Source organism: Novipirellula galeiformis (assembly GCF_007860095.1).
Classification (GTDB): domain Bacteria; phylum Planctomycetota; class Planctomycetia; order Pirellulales; family Pirellulaceae; genus Novipirellula; species Novipirellula galeiformis.
Window position 1 is genome coordinate 287,634 of sequence record NZ_SJPT01000002.1, and the last position, 19,252, is coordinate 306,885.

At 57.0% G+C, this 19,252-nt stretch carries 11 protein-coding genes; 7 read left to right on the forward strand and 4 right to left on the reverse strand.

Annotation, left to right across the window (positions count from 1 at the left end):
- Positions 1-16 precede the first annotated feature (16 nt).
- Positions 17-862 carry a diaminopimelate epimerase gene (gene dapF / locus Pla52o_RS06260; RefSeq protein ID WP_146593751.1) on the forward strand — a complete coding sequence of 282 codons (846 nt, stop codon included), beginning with the start codon at positions 17-19 and terminating at the stop codon, positions 860-862.
- Complete coding sequence (gene xseA, locus Pla52o_RS06265; protein ID WP_146593752.1) at positions 850-2,076, forward strand: exodeoxyribonuclease VII large subunit; 1,227 nt, start codon at positions 850-852, stop codon at positions 2,074-2,076. Before dapF ends, xseA begins: the two co-directional genes overlap by 13 nt.
- Before the next feature lie 92 nt (positions 2,077-2,168).
- Here xseA and Pla52o_RS06270 read toward each other — a convergent pair whose 3' ends face one another.
- Positions 2,169-3,137, reverse strand: a complete 969-nt coding sequence (locus Pla52o_RS06270; protein ID WP_146594109.1) for an RluA family pseudouridine synthase — start codon at positions 3,135-3,137, stop codon at positions 2,169-2,171.
- A 213-nt stretch (positions 3,138-3,350) separates the two neighbouring features.
- Here Pla52o_RS06270 and Pla52o_RS27830 point away from each other — a divergent pair, with 213 nt between their 5' ends.
- The gene (locus tag Pla52o_RS27830) at positions 3,351-3,686 is read left to right on the forward strand and encodes a pentapeptide repeat-containing protein (protein ID WP_390620841.1); all 336 of its coding nucleotides are present in this window, start codon (positions 3,351-3,353) and stop codon (positions 3,684-3,686) included.
- A 1,037-nt stretch (positions 3,687-4,723) separates the two neighbouring features.
- Here the strand turns inward: Pla52o_RS27830 and Pla52o_RS06280 are convergent.
- Positions 4,724-5,554 carry a hypothetical protein gene (locus Pla52o_RS06280; protein ID WP_146593753.1) on the reverse strand — a complete coding sequence of 277 codons (831 nt, stop codon included), beginning with the start codon at positions 5,552-5,554 and terminating at the stop codon, positions 4,724-4,726.
- 277 nt (positions 5,555-5,831) lie between these two features.
- On the opposite strand from Pla52o_RS06280, the gene Pla52o_RS06285 reads away from it, so the two are divergent.
- The 4 genes from Pla52o_RS06285 to Pla52o_RS06300 all read left to right on the forward strand — a co-directional run bounded on the left by Pla52o_RS06285 (position 5,832) and on the right by Pla52o_RS06300 (position 16,682).
- Positions 5,832-7,754 (forward strand): hypothetical protein, encoded by a 1,923-nt coding sequence (locus tag Pla52o_RS06285; RefSeq protein ID WP_146593754.1) that lies wholly within the window; start codon positions 5,832-5,834, stop codon positions 7,752-7,754.
- Between the two features lie 354 nt (positions 7,755-8,108).
- Positions 8,109-11,681 (forward strand): mechanosensitive ion channel domain-containing protein, encoded by a 3,573-nt coding sequence (locus Pla52o_RS06290; protein ID WP_146593755.1) that lies wholly within the window; start codon positions 8,109-8,111, stop codon positions 11,679-11,681.
- 191 nt (positions 11,682-11,872) lie between these two features.
- Complete coding sequence (locus tag Pla52o_RS06295; protein WP_197169041.1) at positions 11,873-15,673, forward strand: AsmA-like C-terminal region-containing protein; 3,801 nt, start codon at positions 11,873-11,875, stop codon at positions 15,671-15,673.
- A 127-nt stretch (positions 15,674-15,800) separates the two neighbouring features.
- Complete coding sequence (locus tag Pla52o_RS06300; RefSeq protein ID WP_197169042.1) at positions 15,801-16,682, forward strand: polysaccharide biosynthesis/export family protein; 882 nt, start codon at positions 15,801-15,803, stop codon at positions 16,680-16,682.
- Between the two features lie 26 nt (positions 16,683-16,708).
- Here the strand turns inward: Pla52o_RS06300 and Pla52o_RS06305 are convergent, their stop codons facing one another.
- On the reverse strand, positions 16,709-17,797 hold the full coding sequence (locus Pla52o_RS06305) for a succinylglutamate desuccinylase/aspartoacylase family protein (RefSeq protein ID WP_197169043.1): 1,089 nt from the start codon (positions 17,795-17,797) through the stop codon (positions 16,709-16,711).
- 169 nt (positions 17,798-17,966) lie between these two features.
- Positions 17,967-19,184, reverse strand: a complete 1,218-nt coding sequence (locus Pla52o_RS06310; protein ID WP_146593758.1) for a RimK family alpha-L-glutamate ligase — start codon at positions 19,182-19,184, stop codon at positions 17,967-17,969.
- Positions 19,185-19,252: the final 68 nt, after the last annotated feature.

The window sequence follows — 19,252 nt, forward strand, 5'->3', positions numbered from 1 at the left end:
GTGAAATTTGTGCTTGATGCGATTTACCAAAATGCACGGTGCTGGCAACGACTATGTTTACGTCGATTGCTTTGCTGAGAATCTTGATGACAGGAACATTGCCGAATTAGCCCAGTCCATCTCACATCGCCATTTTGGTGTGGGTGCGGACGGCTTGATTCTGATTCGCCCCAGTGAGATTGCGGACGCACGAATGCAGATGCTCAACGCCGATGGCAGCGAGAGCGAGATGTGTGGAAACGGAATTCGCTGTGTCGCCAAATACGTGTTCGACCACGGGATTGCAAAACAAGAGCAATTGAAAATCGAATCGGGCGGTTCGGTTCGCGACTTATCGCTGACGATCGGAGCCGACGGCAAAGTCGAAGCGGTCACGGTCGATATGGGAGAGCCAATTCTCGAAGCCCCGTTGGTGCCTACGTCGCTGGTCGACCACGGTCACGTGGTAGGGCACGAAGTTGAGTTCGACGGCCAGAAACTATCGGTCACCTGCGTTTCCATGGGCAATCCCCATTGTGTGATCTTTGTCCCCCAAGCGACCGACGAGTTGGTGCTTGGCTTGGGACCTAAAATCGAGACCGACCCAAGATTTCCTAAGCGCATCAACGTCGAGTTTGTCGAGATCATCTCGCGAAGCGAAGTGCGTCAGCGAACGTGGGAACGCGGCAGTGGCGAAACTTGGGCCTGCGGCACCGGGGCGTCGGCGGTTTGTGTCGCTGGCGTGTTGACCGGCAACACGGATCGCAAGATCCTCAACCATCTGCTCGGAGGCGACCTGGTGCTCCAGTGGAACGAAACGAGCGGGCGAGTGAATATGACAGGCGGAGCGGTCGAAGTCTTTTCGGGAGAATGGAACGCGTGAGCGACGCCGCCGCAATTGCCGACCCCGTTCACGCCATTTCGGTTTCGGAACTCAATGGACATATCAAAGCGGTGATGGAGGGAACGTTCCCATCGCTTTGGGTTGCCGGCGAAATCTCCGATCTCGTTCGTGCGCGGAGCGGGCACATCTACTTCACGCTGAAGGACGACGATGCGCAAATCCGTGGGGTGTTGTGGCGCAACACGGCGATTCGTATCAAGCACGATCTCCAAGATGGTCAAGCGGTGCTGTGCTTTGGCAATCTCGACGTCTATGCGGCGCGGGGGACGTACCAATTGGTGGTCCGCAAACTTGAGCCTCAGGGGATCGGTTCCCTGCAATTGGCCTTTCAGCAAATGCAAGCGAAGCTTGAGCGAGAAGGTTTGTTTGCGGCCGAGCGAAAACGCCCATTGCCCTCGTTGCCTCGACGCATTGGGATCGTGACAAGCCCTTCTGGAGCTGCGGTTCGCGATTTTCTGCAAGCCGCGTCCAATCGTTACCATGGTGCCGACGTGGTGGTGATCCCGGCGTTGGTTCAAGGGGAGGGGGCGGTGCGTTCGATCGTTGCCGCCATCCGGGCTGCTGAGCGCATCACTCCTAAGCTCGACGTGCTGGTTGTTTCGCGGGGTGGCGGGAGCCTCGAAGATCTTTGGTGTTTCAACGAGGAGCCTGTGGTTCGTGCGGTTGCCGCATGTTCGATTCCGACGGTTTCGGCGGTAGGGCACGAAATCGATGTAACGCTTTGCGATTTGGCCGCGGACCTGCGCGCGTTGACTCCGACCGATGCGGCAACACGGGTGCTGCCGGACGGAATGTCGCTGAAATCCAGCGCTGTCAATCTGCGTCAACGTCTCGACCGTTCGATCCGCCTTTCCATTCTCCAACGCCAAAGCGAAGTTGCCGCACTGAAGCAGCGGCCGATCCTACGCAAACCGATGGAGATCATTCAGCTGCGAGCTCGATTGCTCGATGAGTTGGATGCGCGGGCACGTCGCGCGATGACCGGCCAAATGAAGCAGGGGCGGAGTCAAGTGGGTGAACTCGCCGCTTCGCTTTCGGCGCTCTCGCCGCTCGCGGTGCTATCACGGGGCTACAGCGTGACTCTCGACGCCGACGGAAATGCGATCTCGGACGCTGGCATGCTAAAACCCGGCGATCTACTCGAGACGCGATTCCACCACGGACGCGTGCTCTCCAAGGTCCAAGCCGAATGACGTTTCGAATCCCCTGAGGTGGCCGATTCCAAGCGAGATCACCGCGCCTTCGGTACCGGGCCCATGCGAGCCCTGCGGCCGTGATCGTAACGCTACGGCAATTGCTCGAGCCGCTCGATGACACGCATTAGGTCGGCCGGCAAGGGAGCTTCGAAGGTCATCATTTGCCCGCTCTGTGGATGGCGAAACGTCAACTTGCGAGCGTGCAACGCTTGGCGTTCGAGCAACACGGTGTCTTTCGCGGCATCTCGAGTGCCCGTAAGCATCCCCAGCGAAACCTCCGCGTGCCCCGCATAGAGGCGGTCACAAAGGATCGGGGCCCCGATGTGAGACAAGTGAACTCGGATTTGGTGCGTGCGTCCCGTCTTTGGCCTGACGCGTACTTGGGTGAAACGCCCATGCCGGCTGATCACCTCATAGAACGTCGATGCGGCCTTGCTGGTAGCATGATTCTCGCGAATCGCCATTTTATCGCGTTGGTACGGATGGCGACCAATCGGCACATCGATGATGTCGCGATCGCGATCAATGCGTGCGGCCGTGATCGCAAAGTATTCTTTTTCCACTTCGCGGTTAGCGAACTGTTCCGACAAATGAACGTGAATCGAATTGGTCTTGGCGACCACGATCACACCGCTGGTGTCACGGTCGAGTCGATGCACGATCCCAGGCCGCGTGGGGCCTCCCACATCGGAAAGCGACTGAAAGCGAAACGCTAACGCACTGGTCAACGTGCCTGTCCAATTGCCGCGCGCCGGATGCACGACCATCCCAGGTGGTTTATTGACAACGACCAAGCCGTCGTCTTCATACAACACATCGAGCGAGATGTTTTCGGGGACGGTGTCGTCCGATACTGGCTCGGGGACGCGAAAGCGGATTCGTTGATTCGCTTGGATTTTCACGCTCGGACGAACCGTTCGCCCGTCCAGCGTCGCACCTTCGGCCTGAATCGCTTGCGTGATCTGTGTACGACTAAAGCCGTCGCACGCCTGCGTCAAGAAATAATCAATCCGCTGACCCGTCGCGGACTCAGGCACGACGATGTCTCGATAGACCATTTCGCCGATGCGGATTTCACACGTGTCATCCTCATTCTGCTCATCGCTTGATTCTTCGACCCCGGTTTCGCCGGAGCCAAGTACGATGTCGTCGTCGGGAGAGTCTTGGCTCACGAGGCGTCCGACTCAGTCGCCGCTTCGGCGGTTTCGGGCACTTCCGGCTTAGGATCTGCTGGCGGAGCGAGTTCAACGTCCTTCTTCTCGGCGGGCTCAGTGGCCTCTTTCTTCACCTCAGGCTTAGGCTCTTCCTTCGCGGGTTCTTCCTTCGCAGGCTCTTCCTTCGCAGGCTCTTCCTTTGCGGGTTCTTCCTTTGCAGGCTCTTCCTTCGCAGGTTCTTCTTTCGCAGGTTCTTCTTTCGCAGGTTCTTCTTTCGCAGGTTCTTCTTTCATTTCTTCGCTGGCACCTTCCTCAGGAAGATTCAACCCATCCACGGGCTCTTTGTCGCTGGCGCCGCCCAGATCGGGAAGTTGCAAGTCGGGCATTTCGGGAAGGATCGCACCACTGGGGAGCGAAGGGGGAGCCGATGGGTCGGCTGGCGAAAAGTCTTGATCCTTGAACCAAACCAAGAAGTCCTTGGTGTCTTCGTTCGAGAGGGCAGCGATCCGTTCCTCACACGCCTTGACCATCTCCTCGGATTCACCGATTTTCGCACACTCTTTGTAAGCCGCGATTGCACTGTCGAGTTCGCCCAGCGCCTCTTCGCTACGCGCGATGCCGAAATGGGCTCGCGAGAGCAATAACTCGTTTCCGCCTTCGGTGATCGCGTTGCGAAACGCCTTGCTCGCTCCCTTCAACTGGTCTTCGGCATCCATCCGGTTGGTGTAAAGGGTCCGTGTTCCCTGGGCCAACAACGTACTGCCTTGATACAGATGGGCCCATGCTGCCGCTGGGGTGCCAGGATATTTTACCGCGACGGTGGCAAGGCCTTCTGGATCCTGCGATCCAGCCTGCTGCATCATTAACTCAAACGTCGCTTGGCTACGATCTTCTTTTGCTTTGCTGGTGTAGATCGCGTAGCCAATCCCGCCGACCAAAAGTGCGGCCAATCCCACGGCAATGGGACGCGAATACGGCTCAATCGCTTGGTTGATCCGAACGAGATAGTTGGCGAGTATGTTTTCTTGCAGTTCGTGGCGGCGTTCGCTGTTCATCGCTTCGTCTTATTTGGATTGGATTGACACGCAGATTCAGGTGCCATCGGAGCTGTCGGTGTCGGAGGGGCGATTGGCGTTAGAGCGAAACCCCACCGAAGCGCTGAAGTATAGAAATCATAATGAGTTAGCGTCAATAGAGTCACACCACGTCGTCGCAGAAAGCAATTGTTCGGCCTGACGCGAACGACGCCGCTCCATTTGTCGGAAACCAGGCAAAATGCGTCCCTTGGCTAAGCTTCGCGGCACCGCGACAGCGGACTTCGCGTCGCATTCCACGCCGCAGGGATGCCCGCCCAAGGGTAAACTTGGCTGGCCGCACTCCGAAGTGCCAGATCTAGCGAGACAAGAAAACTACTTTTCTTGATGGTGACGGCTCTCGTTGCCGACTCTCGGGCATCGCATCCTGGCGGCATCGAGGCGGCGTGACTGCCCTTAGGCGGCGTTGGCGACTTGAGACCCCTGCAATGCGAGCAGCGAATCGCAAATTCCTTGGATCACTCGATCCCTTTGCGAAACGCGGCGCTTAGCCCACGCTCGGTTCAGCAACAACTCGACACCGATATACCTTTCCGCGGGAAAATAATTCCGCATGGCGGTGATTAAGCTTTCGGTCGTCCCGCGGCGAGGATAATTCCGGCGAACGCGCACCATCGGAATGACGTCGTACATCTCGTCCATCCAATCGAGGCAAAAATCGACCTCATCGTCGCGTGACGGGTCATACAACAGCCCGATGTCCGTTCGCCGCAGCATGCCGTTGCTGCGAAGCGCGAACGAGCGAACCGATACGTGAATGGCGTATCCGCTCCGCCGCGTCTGCTGTTCAATCGCATGCTGCACCCGGGTTCGGTAGGCTGTATGGACCTCATCAATGAGCCGCTGGCGAACTTCATCAGGCCACCGCCGCACTGTCGCGGACATCACGTTGCGATGGCGTGTCGAGCGGGTCACGTCAATCAATTCGGGCGAATGCACGTTTTCAATCACGGGAACACAGAGCAGCTTCGCCAGTCGGCGAGCGACGTAACGCGCCGGTTCGTCGCCGGGAAGTTGCGCGGGCAAGTGCCCCGGCATGAAAGCGGGATGCGCCAGCGTGATATTGGGTAACAAACGCTCCGCGTGCTGGCAAAGAGGGACGCCATCACCGCCAACCTCGGCCGCCGGACCCAATCGAATGGAGTCTTGGGGGAGTAGAAAGGAGGAGCCGGCGAGCCAATCGGGGACTCGATCACCTCCCGTTTCACAGCTAATCAGAATGGTCATCGCGGAAGCCCAACGTTCGTCATTGCAACGGCCTCATTGGCCATCGGCATCGAATCGGTCCTTCGGAGCGGGCTACACGATACCCACCGACTGAACATTTATTACCGAATTGTAGGGTTCGACGCCAAGGCGGGTAAACGCCGAATTCATGCGTCCGGCAAATAAAACAGCTCCGGCGACACGATCCGGAAAGATTCCTCTTGTCTCCGCTGCTGCCGAATGGCTAACAACAGGCTCCGTTCCCCGAATTTGATCCGCTTTAAGAGAAGACGTCCCAATGGGCTCGCCAAAAAATGTTAGCTGGCTAAGCGTTGTTGCACTGGCTGCGATCGTTTGTGTTGACGCGCCTAAGTCGTTGCGAGCCGATGACGGAAGTTTGGCCTCCGAGCCGTATGTCGTCTTCGTGGCCCAAGACGAGGCTTATGCGCGTTGCGGTCCATCGGACGATCACTATCGAACCGACCCGCTTCGCTATGGACAGGAGCTCGAAGTCTACGTCGAGACTGCTGACGGATGGCTCGGCGTCCGCCCACCTGACGATAGTTTTTGCTGGGTTCCGGCTGATGCGGTCGAGCTCATCGGCAACGGTGACACCGCGGCGGTGACCGAGGACCGAACCGTCGCTTGGATCGGAACCCACCTCGGACGCGCACGCCAATTCCGTTGGCAAGTACAGCTCGCCTCAGGTGAGCAGGTTAGTATTCTCGGAAGCGGCCAACGCGATGGCGCCGACGGCCCGCGCACATGGTACCGGATCGTCCCGCCCTCGGGCGAATTCCGTTGGATCCACGAAAGTCAAACCGCCGAGAGCGCTGAGCAGCTCGTGCAAGCGATCCGGCAGAAATCGAGCGAGGGGATCGAATTCTTGCCAACCGAAAAAGTCGCCAAGAATAGCAACGGCAACGATGCTTTCGCCGGGCGCGGAGAATCTCGCTTGGAGCCTCGGCGAGAAACCGAGGCCCCGCTTGCCGTGCAGGGCGAGCAAGAGGGGAACCGCTCGCAAGGCGCATCGGTGTCGCAGGTCGCGATGCCGCTCGTCGCTGCGTCCACTCCTTCATCTGCAGCCGCACTCGCCCCGGTGCCTCAAGGCGACACGCCTCAGTTGAACGAGGCTCCCCGAACGGGCGACGTCACGACGCCGGAGCCGATTGGTAGTGGGCTAAACGAAGAGTGGCGTTCGAGTTCGGCGGATCGGCAAGCGAGCAAATCGAAGCACGAGCATCCCGTTTCGGACGCAGCGTCTCAGCGAGGACTGTTGGCGTCACTCGAATTTATTGGACGCCCAAGGCTAACAGATATCAACGCAGGTATTCGTCAAATCGGCAGTGGGTTGCTTGAACCCGCAAGCCCTAACAACAGTGCCCCAGGGGAAGTCGCCGAAGCCGTCGACGCCAACTGGGTCGCAGGGGCCGTCCGCCCAGCAACCGCAACGGCAGCTGGCCCGGCGGACGCTGTCCAGCGAGCCACCCATCTGCAACCGATCACGATGGCGGCGGCCACGCCCGGGCCGTTGGCTCAGGTGCAAACTGCCTTGCCCTCTCCTGCGACTCGCTACGTTTCTTCGTCTGCGATTGCAGCAATCGAGACCGAAGCCCGCGCGGCGGACGTCGAGCGATTGAGCTTGATTTTCTCTCGTTTGATGGCGGCCAGTGCGTCGTCCGCAGAAATGGCTCCTGTCGCTCGAGCCGCGCACCAGATTTCCGTCACCAATCCCGACTCCGTTATCGCCGGGCGTGCTCGGTTGTTGGCCGAGCGTGTTGAGCAGTACCAACGCGTCGCCGAACGGCGTGATGGCGCTGCGGTGATTCAAGGGACGGGATCGCCATCGATTCCCGTTGCCCAAGCGGCTTCAGCAAGGGGCTCGGTTAGCGTGGCAAGTGCCCCTCTTGCTCACGCAGATACCGGTGCCGTCATGTCGCAGCCTATGGCATCGCCATCGGAGCACAGCCAAAGCGGTGTCGAAGAATTAACCGCTACCGGATTCTTGGTCCAAGTCTACTCCGCACGGAAGGACAGTCCCCCGTTTGCAATTACCGATAACGGAGGGCAAACGCTCGCGTACGTTACGCCATCGCCGGGGCTGAACCTACGGATGCACCTCAATAGCGAGGTGCGTGTTCAAGGAACTCGCTCCTTTTTGCGGGGGCTGAATACTCCGCATATTCGCGTTGCCCAGGCGACGCGGACTCTCGATCGCTAGCCCCCGGTCGGACTGGAACGCATCAGGTCCATCGTGCATCGGTTTCATGCGGCACGCTCCGGCAACGTCGGTCTCGCATTATCGGTCTCGCATTATCGCTCCGGTTCGCTCGTCTCGCGTCCAGTCAGCGCTGCAATGTCTCAACCGTGAGCTGGGGTAACGTCGGTTGCGGATCCCGGATTCTCGTGCTTCGTCACGATGTCATTTTGTTTGTGATGGTGCTGGTTTTTTGCGTGCAATATGAGTTGGTACGAGGCGCTGCAGTCGTTCGTTTTACGGCTTGACCCTTTGGGTTTGAATTCAGTATTCGGTGTCCCTTGTCACCGCTACTCTCGCGTCGCTTGAAACCATTGTATGCAATCCAATAAGCAACTTTTTGCGAACCATTCCGCAGCCATCGTGATGGCAATCGCGGTGGCCATGGGATCCCATGGCGTTGCGGGTCAGGGGCTAACGCTTCCCGAGCCTACAGCGGTCCAAGCGAGTTACCAAGCACATCTCGACGACGCCGTCGTTCCCGCTAGTTTTAACGAAGCGGCTGCAGCCCCAGAAACGAACGCCGCTGCGCCCGCGAAGAAGGAAACGATCCAGTCGGAACTGGCTTCCGTCGAAGCGGCCACAAACTTGTCCGATGAGGTCCGCAAAGGTTACGTCGAACGCTTGCGAAAAGCGATCGTTTGGACGGACAACGAGGAAATCGCCAGGAAGCGTTCCGCCGAAATCGAGGCGTTCCTGTTGACGCTGCCGAAAGTGCTCGCGGAGGCCCAAGCCGCGATGGCCGTTTCGGTCGATTCCGAACCGCCTGCCGTCCCGATGGGAGGCACGATTGCGCAGCTCGAGCAGCAACTGATTGCTCTGCGAACGCAAATGGAAGCCGAGGAATCAGAGTTCCACAGCAAGGAACGCGAGATCGAAAATCGCACCGTTCGTCTTGGCGAATTGGCGAAGGAGATCTTGGACATCGAGAAGCGAATCGATGATGCGAAGAAGCAAGTCGCCACACTCGGCACCGAAAATCTGTCGTCTCGGATTCAGTCGATGGAGCAACAGGCCCGCGTGGCCTGCCTTGAGCAGCAATTGCTGACGATGAAGGCCGAGCGACGGCGTTTAGAAGAGGTCGCTCCGCTGTTGCCATTGCAACGCGATATCTTAAATCGGGCGGTCAACACACGCAAGAAACACCTGGCGAGTTGGCAGGTTGCCCTTGATAAATGGCGCAAGGACGAGTCGTTGCGTCAAGCGGCTGAGGCGCGTCGGGTGGCTAACGAATCGCATCCCGCCTTGAAATCCGCTGCCGAAATCAATGCGGAGATTGCGGAGTCGCGAATCAAGACTGCGGCCGATATTGAACGCATCGGCAAGATGATCGAGCTGCTTAACACCAAGGCCAAGCATTTTAACGAGGCGTTTGAAACGCTACGGTCCAAGGTCGAACACGCCGGCGCTACCTCCTCCACAGGTTTGCTGCTACAAAAACAGCGAGGGGAACTTCCTTCGCCTTCGACGTTTGCCAAGCGTGTCGAATTAGTGGCAACGGAAATGCCTGCGACCCACTTGCAATTGACCGAATGGAAACAGATGCAACGCGACGTCGCTGATCCCGACGACGCCGCAAACCGGATGGTCGAATCGTTACCAGCATCGGTGCAGCAGTATGATCATGCCAATGTTGTCGAGGTGGTCTCGAGATTGTTGCGAGATCGACGCGATCTGTTGGACAACGCAATCGCAGACCAAGAAGCATTGCTGCGCAACTTAAACGAACTGGAATTGATCAACCAGAGCGTCGAGACTCAGGTTGCTGAGTTTCGGCAATTCCTTGACCAACGAGTGCTCTGGATTCGCAGCACCGATGCGTTTGCCGCAAAGGATCTCCGTGAAGCGTCCAAAGGGCTCGCCACGTTGATGACGCCCTCGAAGTGGGTGGAAGTGGTTCGTGTTTTTGCTGGCGACATGCTGCAACGTCCTGTGTTCGTCGTGTTTCTGGCATCCTCGTTTCTATTGCTGTTGCTTTTCCATGCACAAATGCTGGCCGCGGTGCGGCGGTTGTCGCAACCTCCTGAACCCGGATGCGAAGCAAAATTTTCGCGTTACGCCGCCGCGTTTGGAATCGCCGTCTTCCTATCGGTTCGTTGGCCCGTATTGTTACTTGCGGCCGGTTACCGATTGCGGTTAGCGAGTGGATCGACGGAATGGACTCAATCGGTCGGCGACGCCTGCATCACTACGGTGCTGTTCTTGTGGGCATGCTCGTTGGTCCGAGAGATGTGCCGTCGCGAAAGTGTCGGGGAGCGAGTCTTCAAGTGGTCCCCGACGGCGCTTGCCAAGGTGCGCAACGTCGTGGACTTAACCGTTTTCGTCGGGACCCCCGTGTTTGCCCTGCTCCAGCTTTCGCAATTTAGTGACGTTGCGGAGATGCGAAGTTTGCAACGGTTGCTGTTCATCTCGATTCTAGGTTTCGTCGGTCTTCAAATCGGATGGTTAGTTCGCCCCGGCGGGCCCTTCATGCTCTGCCTGCAACGCGAAGATTCAACGTCGATTACCTATCGGCTGCGACATCCCATTTGGTTCATCGTCACGGGAGCCCCGCTGGCATTTGCAATCCTATCCTTGGTGGGATACCACTTTTCGGCTTATCATTTGTCGGGGCGGCTAGCCGAAACCGCGATGGCGTTAGTGACCATCATCGTGATGTACTCGCTCGCGATTGGTTGGCTCGAAGTCAATGGCTACAATCGAGAGCTTGCCAGAAGTCTTGCGATTGAAGCGGAGCAAGCGGAATCGCTGGAATTGGCTAATCACATCGCCAACCATGACGAGGACGAAGAGGACAGCGAGTCGTTGGGTGAGGATGCGAGCCAAGAAACCGTGAACTCGGAGTTTTGCGATCTGCTGCGATGGGCCAGCGTGATGTTGCTGATCTGTGGCGGTTGGATTATTTGGTCGGACGTGTTGCCGGCGTTGCGCGTGCTCGACCGAGTCGTGCTGTGGACCAATATCGAATCGATTGCCGAAACCGTGGTCGACAAGCAGGGCTACCAATCGATTGTAATGAACGAACGCTCGGTTCCTACGACGCTGACGGACCTGTTTGCCGCGATGTTGGTCGTCATCGCCACGTTGTTGATCGGGCGGCGACTCCCCATCGTGCTGGAGTTGACCGTGCTGGATCGATTGCCATTAGAAGCGGGGACACAACAAGCCGTGGCAATCCTCGTGCGTTATGCGGCAACCATCGCAGGAACGCTGTTTGCCTGCAGCGTGATCCGCTTGTCATGGAGCAGTGTCCAGTGGTTGGCTGCGGCGATGACCGTGGGGCTAGGCTTTGGCTTGCAAGAGATTTTTGCAAACCTGGTTAGCGGTTTGATCATTTTATTCGAGCGTCCCATTCGAGTCGGCGACATGGTGACGGTGGGGAACTTGACGGGCAATGTGACTCGTATGCAAATGCGTGCGACCACAATCACCGATTTTGATCGTCGCGAGATGATCGTGCCTAACAAAACCTTTATCACCGACAACGTCATCAATTGGACGTTATCTGATCCCATCAGCCGGATTGTGTTGCCCGTAGGGGTGGCCTTTGGGACCGATGTCCATCATGTGCAACGGATTTTAATGAGGATTGCGGAACGAAATCCCGCCGTTATGAAGGAGCCCGCCCCGAGCACCTTGTTTAAGGGGTTTACCGAGAGTGCGCTCGACATTCGGCTGCATGTGTTCATTCCCAAACGAGATATGTACCCGATCGTTTTGAATCAGTTGAACGTGGCGATAGCAACCGAGCTGCATCGTGCGGGAATTCAAATTGCATATCCACAGCGAGATTTGCATATCAAAACGGTCGATTCGCTTGCCGCTTTGATTCCACGCGTTCGCGAACACAACCAGAATCGCGATCAACATCGGGATCAAAACGTGGCCTAACGGGGTGATTCCATCGAGTGCCATTCGCATCGTCGTTCACTTCGAATGATGCAGGACGAATGACGCAGGACGGTGGAGGCAATCGGAAGTCGAGGACAAGCGGTGACAGTCGAACAGGCGGAGGTGATGAGAGCCTCGAAGGGAGTTGGATTTTGTTGCGAACATGGACCAGGACGAAATGGCGACGAGGCGTGTGCATTGCATTCGGCCTGTTGTTGTCGCTCGTCCTGTTGCGAAATCCGATCTTACGATTTGCAGCGGTTCACATCGGATCCTACACGCTTGACGCGTCCATCGAAATCGAGTCGCTTGAATTAGGCCTGACGACGATTCAGGTGACCGGCATTGTCCTGCGTGAGCCTGCACAGACCGGACCCTCTCAAGCTAGCGAGCCGCAAGCCACCGTCGGGCGTGTCGCCGTCAAGTTGTCGCCATGGGATGGGATCCGTAAGGGCATCTGGGCCAGCAATGTGGTCGTTGACGATCCCTGTTTGCATCTGCGTTTTGATCGCGGTGGCAACTTGATTTCGCAGTTCCCGGCGAGCCAGGGGGAGTCAAGCGAATCAGCTGGCACGATTCCCATTGGCCGGCTTTGCGTCAACCAGGCAAAGCTAGTGGTGCATCAAGATGGCCGCGATCCTTTTTCAGTTAGGGATGTTGGTGTTCAGGCCGAGTTTGGCGACTCGATCCAGATTCGCACGCTGATTCCCGAGCTACTTGGTGGCACCGTTGATCTGCGTGTCCTTGTCGATGCGACCACGTTCGCAGGCACCAGCAGCCTCAGCGTCGACGACGTACAAATCAATACCGCTGCGTTACAGCACTTGCCGTTGGTGCCAGCGGAAATTAATCGCGAACCTGTTTCCGCTCGCGGGTCGTTTGCCATTTCGTGTCAACACCCCGGTTGGCTTGACGTTCGCGCTCACTCGGTAGCGATGAAGGCTACCCTTTCGCAATTCGATTCACTGAATCTCGGTACGATTGCGGAGCGTTTCGTCTTGCAGGGAGACTTCCGTAATGGCGATTTGCGAGTCGCTGCGTCTGGGAATCCGTTGGGCGGTCAAGCCGGCTTGGAAGTTAAAGCCAACGTGGTCGACAATTCGGTGAACGCGAACATTCGCACCCAGTTGAGCGAGTGCGATTGGAAACGAGTCGCAGTTGCGTTTCCGGAAATCCCTGAGTTTATGATCGCTTGTCAATCCAATACGGACCTTCAACTCCATTGGCAAGACAATTTGATTGACTTTCAAACAAACTCGAGTGCATCCGCTAGCGAATTGGAATGGGATGGCATCTCCATCGCCGATGTCAGCGCATCGTTAACATTAACAGGTTCGTTTGACCGCTCTCAAGCCGATCCGTTGATGGGGAATTTAACCGGATCGATTTCGTCCAACGGAGTGGAACTGTCATCGATAGGGGAACGCGTTAACGTTGACACGCGTGGAAACGTTGCCGGGCGTGCGTCGTTTAATGTTTCGTTAGACAATCTCGCGTCGATGGATGCTTACGCCTTGGATGCGGTAATCAATTCGTCCGGCGTAGCGGCGAAGGGCGTCTCGGTGGACGATGTCATCGTGACGATTGGCTTGGCAAACGGCGTTGCCAAGTTGGACATGTCGGACGTCATACTACGCGATCCTCGCCAACGCCCCCTGGTTCATGCGACGGCTTCGGCAACCGTGCCGATGGCTGATGGCGGGATCATCGATTCTCGCTTGCAAGTTTCGCTGACACCTACCGATTCGATTCCTGAATTGCTGGGGGGTCCCGCAACGGATTTCCGTGGTGAACTACAGACTCAACTCAATGCATCATGTGTGTTGGCCGATGCAACGCGGCCCGAAGCGTGGAGTGCGACGGCACGTCTAGACGGTCGTGAGCTTGTGCTCAGTGGCGAGCCGGTTGATGAGTTCGTCGCCCAGGGGACGCTAGCGGACGGCAGAATTACGATCCCAGCGTTTGCCATTCGGTGGCGAGAAAATATTTGCGAATGGATGGCCCACGGTGAACTCCGCGATGGTCTCTCGTTGGTTGGAGCGATCGAATCCAAGGCGGTTGCGATTGAGGATATGGCGGAGGTCGTGTCGCGGTTCTCTGGGACTTCACTTCCGGCGTCAGGGACGGCTGGGATCGGGGGACATTTCTCGCTGACGACCTCGCCGTTTCATTTCTCTGCAAACGGCGAGGCTGAGATCGATCACGCACGCTACGCCGGAACCAAAATTGGGAAAGCTCGCTTGCGGTGGAATGCAGACCCATCATCGTTCGTGTTGACCAGTTCATCTAACGATTTACTCGGCGGACAGTATCAAGCTACCGCGACGGCGCGAGAGTTGGATTGGACCAAAACGGTGATCGAAGGTCAGTTCAAAAACATCCAAGCATCCCGGCTCGTGGCCTTTGCCGGAATCTCGGTTCCGTCGGCGGGGACACTCGAGGGTGGTTTGAAAATCAGCTCCATCGCGACGGGCGACTCGCTCACCGGAAAAGCGTGGCTGAGTAGTAACAAGCTTTCGCTAAACCGATTGCCGATCGAAATCAGCAATGCAACGATCTCCGTCGCGGCCGGGGAATTGTCGGCTTCCAGTAAGGGCGTCTTGGCCGAGGGGCGTTACAACGCCTCAGCCAATGCCCAACTTTTCTCACTTGCCGATTTCTTTCAGCGCGATGCGAGACCGATAGAACAAATTCCGTTGACCTTCGAAGCCAAATTGACCGATTTGTCGGCCCAACGCGTGATGGGGACGCTCGATTTGCCCCGAGAATCCCGTTTGTTGCAAGCCAAGGTTTCCGGCGACTGTGTCCGTACCGCTGCGATGTTTGATGGCCGACGATTGTGCAGTCTCAGTGGTGCCGTGGAGAACGTTCGCTGGGACCGCAGACTGGTTTCGGACCGGATCACGACGGCAATCGCAGTACACCCGAGCCGGATCGAACTGGAGAAAGTTGACGGGCATTTTGCCGATGGCAGACTTTCTGGAAACGCAAATGTCGATTTTTCAGCGACTCCTTCGGGGCGATTTGAGTTTGCCGCAAGTCGTGTGAATCTGCGCCGCGCGTCCGCCCCCTTTTCAACGACGGATGTCTCGGGAACGGGGACGCTGCGTGTGAGCGGACGGATTGCTCCGGTGATTTCCGGGCACGCCGAAGTGGCGGTCGACCACGCCGTGTTAGCGGGTTTGAAGGTGCGTGAGGCACGCTTCCCTATCGGATGGTCCTACTCTCCCTCGTCCCAGGTCGCCCGTTGGCAATGTCGTGCCGGGGTCGTCGGTGTTGGCGGTGGACGCGTTCACATCTCTTCACAAGGTAACTACGACCGCAGTTTGTCGATGGCTACGTCGATCCGGATTGAGCGAGTTGATAGCTCCAAGCTGCTTCAAGGCTCCTCGGCCGGTGCGGGAGTGATCGATGGAAACGTAACGCTTCAAGCCAAACGGGCGCGTCACCCCAAACAATTTGTCGGTCGCTTCGACTTGGAAATGTCCAACATCAAAGCGTTAGAATTGCCGGTCTTGGACGAATTGTCGTCAATGGTCAGTCTGAGTCCATCGCGACCGGGCAACGGGCAAGACGGGGGCTACGTGTTTGGACGCATCGCCGGTGGCTTGGTGCACGTGGACGAACTTGCGATTTCGCAAAGCACCATTCAAGTCATGATGGCGGGTAGCGCTACGATGGAGGGACGATTGGACTTCGACGTCACCGCCAGCACGGAATCCAATGGGCCTGCGGATCAGTTACTGGAGATGGCGAATTCGCCAATCATGATGGCCACCGCAGCCCCGATTGCGATGGTGGCCAAAGCCAATGAGTTGTTAAAAGACCGAGTCGTCCATGTTCATGTGGGGGGCACGTCGGCGCGTCCAACGTTGCGACTGCAACCAGGAAAACAGCTGAGCCAGGACGCAGTGCGATTCTTTTTGTCGAGTAGTTTGGGCTCGAGTGTGGCTCAAGCCGTGGGCCCGCAACAACGTCCCACGCGAAGGTAATCCTCGTCGAACGCTTCCCATCACGAAACCAACCTAACCTCAGTTCAACACGGGATCGGACAATCCATTCGGTCTCTTACTGCAGCAAAACACAAACGATTACATGCGTAGGAACGAGAAACGATCGATGAATAGAACACGAATGAGCGGTGGAGTGGCGTGCACGTTTTGCATGATCACGTCGATGGCGATTGTCATCGTGGGCACGCAAACAGGTTGTCGCACCGCCGCTTCGATGGGACTGCCGGTTTCGGCCGGTTCGCATACCTTGATGTCGGACGCTGCGAAGATTCGCGAAGCGATGGGGCATCCCACGAATGCGGCAACCGAGCTTGCAAAATTGACCCTTCCGGCGCATCGTGTCGAAGCGGGCGATGTGCTCGTGATCGAACCGAACGATTTTGATTCCCCGGTTCGCTTGTCGAGCGACCAAACCGTTCAACAAGACGGTACGATCGAACTAGGGTCGTATGGGCGTTTGCAAGTCGCGGGATTATCAGCCGAAGAAATCCAGAACCAAGTTCAAGGGATGGTCGCCTATCATGAAACACAAAAGCGACAAACTCAAATCGCATTGGCGTCGCATCGCGGTGAGAGTTCCGAAAGCGAAGCCGAAGCGATCGATTACGGCGTCACCGTTCGCTTGGTCAACAAAGAAAGCGGTTTGTTCTATGTGATGGGCGAAGTCAACGCGCCTGGATCCTACCCCTTGGTCGGTCACGAAACGGTCCTCGACGCCCTGATCGCTGCCGGCGGATTGTCCGACCGATGTAACGACCACAAGATCATCTTGACGCGTCCGCAGCTTCCCGGACAACCTCGTTTGATCATGCCCGTCTGTTATCAACACATCCTACAGATGGGTGATGTCGCGACGAATTATCAATTGATGCCGGGCGATCGCATTTATGTTCCCAGTATGACGATCTGGGAAGATATCAAGCAAAGTGTCCGCTGGAATGGCGAAAAGAGCTGTCCTCATTGCCGCGAGTATGCGGCCAAACCGTAGGCGATTTTGGGTTGGCTAAGACAGGCCTAAGTTTGGGGCGGTTCGAGAAATTCGGTCACTCCCGTCGCTTCAGTCACTTGGATGTTCGTGGCCAGATGCTGGTGGGCGATGCGCTGCACCTCGTCACCAGCGACTTGTTTTTTGTGACGTCGCACGGACTTGGGGTTCGCCAATCGACCAATATGAACGACCGGTTCCCCCGGTTGGACGGCGGGCAAGGTGGTCATTCCGATCACGATTCCGGAGAACGGAGATTCGAGACGGTTTTGATCCTCGGCTAACAGGTTGCTATTTGTTGCGATTGCTTGCCCTTTCACGACGCTGTCGCCCGGAGCGACGTGCATCGACATGAACCCACCTCGCTCGGCACGCAACCACTTGGTCTCGCGAATGACCGCTTGCGTGTCGGGAACGTCCGGTTTGCCGGGCATCATGCCGAGTTCCTTCAGCACATTGAAGATGCCTCGGGTCATGCAATCGACCACCGACGATTCCACTTTCCAAACCTCTCCCCCCTCGATAATGATGGTCGGACATCCCGCCTTGGTGGCCTCGCGTCGCAGCGAACCCTTGGGGCCCTTGCCGTGCAAAATAATTCCGGCACCAAAGGCTTCCGCCATCCGCAAACAATCGGGGTGGTCCAAGTCGGCTCGTACATTTGGGAAATTGGTGCGACGGACCGCGGCGGTGTGCATATCGATGCCGTAATCACATTTTTTGATTAGCGAATCGAAAATCACTTTTGCAAGCCGCGACGCCATACTTCCCCCGAGTGTTCCAGGGAAACAGCGATTCAAATCACGACGATCCGGCAAATAACGCGAATGCCGCTCGAAACCAAGTACATTCAACACCGGGATCAGCAATAACGTCCCGCTGTGTAGCGTCCAATCACGATCGCCAAGCAGCATGCGAATGGCACCCGTTCCATTCAATTCGTCTCCATGCAACGCCGCGGTTGCAAAGACGGTGGGCCCTGGATTCAATCCCCGACGTATCTGGATTGGAATCACCACACTTCGGCTGCTGTAGCTTTCAGTCACCTCGAAGTCGGTATTGACGGCTTGCCCCGGTGCTACGTCGCAGCCGAACCACTGCATGTTTGATTTGGTCATGGGACGATTATAACCGGAAACAGCTTGATGTCGGATGGGGGATACAAAATCAGAATCAATCTGGGATGCCGACTACGAACGCGGACGGTGGGTTGACGCGTCGTCGCGTCGGCAGAGCCCAAACGCGGGTGCGGCTCAAGCGGCAGCGAAAAGGAACCGGCCAACCTCACTATTGGTAGGTCGGTGGAGCGGAAGCCTCGTCAATCATCGCCGGATCAAGGGAGCGAACCACGGGCGCACGTTTCTTGCGAGTCTTCTTCGGGACCAAGTCCTTCATCGCCTCTTGTTTACCAAAGCACAGCAAGCGATCGCCCGCTTCGAGCATACGCGAATGCTTGGGGTTGGGAATAACCGTTTTTCCGCGATACAGTGTCAATACGTTGATGTCACGATCGATAAACTCGCCGTCCGTGATCGTCATGCCCACGAAGTGCGAGCCTTCGGGCACGACCAATTCACAAACCCCGTAACCGCGGCTGACGGTCAAGCGTTGGCGGATGTCCATTTCGGGGAAGTCGACGTGGGCCGCACAATACTCGATGATGGCACCGGCAATGTCCATCTTTGTCGCACGCTCGATTCCCTCTAGCCCCGGAGAGCTGTTGACCTCCATCACCTGGGGACCGTTTTTGCCCTCGAGCATGTCCACCCCTGCGACCCGCAGCCCCATGATCTGGGACGCGCGGATCGCAGTTTCGCGATACTCGTCATCGAGTTCAACGGCTTCTACAAGCCCTCCACGGTGCACATTACTGCGAAACTCGTCTCCTTGGGCTACCCGCCGCATCGCGCCGATGACTCGGTCCCCGACGACAAAGGCGCGGACGTCGCGGCCCTTGCTTTCTGCCACAAAACTCTGAACCAAAACATTCTGTTTGGCGGTTTGCAATGTTTCGATGATCGCTTCGGCGACTTTGATCGTGTCTGCCAAAATCACTCCGACTCCCTGAGTCCCCTCCAACAGTTTAATGATCACCGGCGCCCCCCCGATCCGCTGAATCGCAGGGATCACATCGCCGCGATCACGCACAAACGTGGTCCTAGGCATTCCGATATGATGCCGACTGAGCATCTGCAGACTGCGCAGTTTGTCGCGAGAGTTCGCAATCCCCGCGGAGCTGTTCGCAACGAAAACATTCATCTGCTCAAGCTGACGGACCACCGCGGTACCGAAGTAAGTGATACTGGCTCCGATTCGGGGGATCATGGCATCAAATCCACCCAGCGGCTTACCTTTGTAATACAAATCTGGCTTGCCGGGTTGTAGATCGATCGAACACTTTAACGTGTTGACCACCGACGCCTTGTAGCCGCGTTCCTTGGCCGCAGCCATCAGTCGTCGGGTGCTGTAACAACGCGGGGCGCAAGAAATGATGCCAAGATTCATAACGGCAATAGCCTTTGCAAAAGAGAGGATCGGAACGTGACGCGGTGTCGCATTGTTCGCTTGCATTC

What these genes read in the sequence shown, in the direction of transcription:
- dapF (WP_146593751.1), top strand. Translation starts at nt 17, where the DNA reads ATGCGATTTACCAAAATGCACGGTGCTGGCAACGACTATGTTTACGTC.
- xseA (WP_146593752.1), top strand. Translation starts at nt 850, where the DNA reads ATGGAACGCGTGAGCGACGCCGCCGCAATTGCCGACCCCGTTCACGCC.
- Pla52o_RS06270 (WP_146594109.1), bottom strand. Translation starts at nt 3,137, where the DNA reads ATGGTCTATCGAGACATCGTCGTGCCTGAGTCCGCGACGGGTCAGCGG.
- Pla52o_RS06280 (WP_146593753.1), bottom strand. Translation starts at nt 5,554, where the DNA reads ATGACCATTCTGATTAGCTGTGAAACGGGAGGTGATCGAGTCCCCGAT.
- Pla52o_RS06285 (WP_146593754.1), top strand. Translation starts at nt 5,832, where the DNA reads ATGGGCTCGCCAAAAAATGTTAGCTGGCTAAGCGTTGTTGCACTGGCT.
- Pla52o_RS06290 (WP_146593755.1), top strand. Translation starts at nt 8,109, where the DNA reads ATGCAATCCAATAAGCAACTTTTTGCGAACCATTCCGCAGCCATCGTG.
- Pla52o_RS06300 (WP_197169042.1), top strand. Translation starts at nt 15,801, where the DNA reads ATGAATAGAACACGAATGAGCGGTGGAGTGGCGTGCACGTTTTGCATG.
- Pla52o_RS06305 (WP_197169043.1), bottom strand. Translation starts at nt 17,797, where the DNA reads ATGACCAAATCAAACATGCAGTGGTTCGGCTGCGACGTAGCACCGGGG.
- Pla52o_RS06310 (WP_146593758.1), bottom strand. Translation starts at nt 19,184, where the DNA reads ATGAATCTTGGCATCATTTCTTGCGCCCCGCGTTGTTACAGCACCCGA.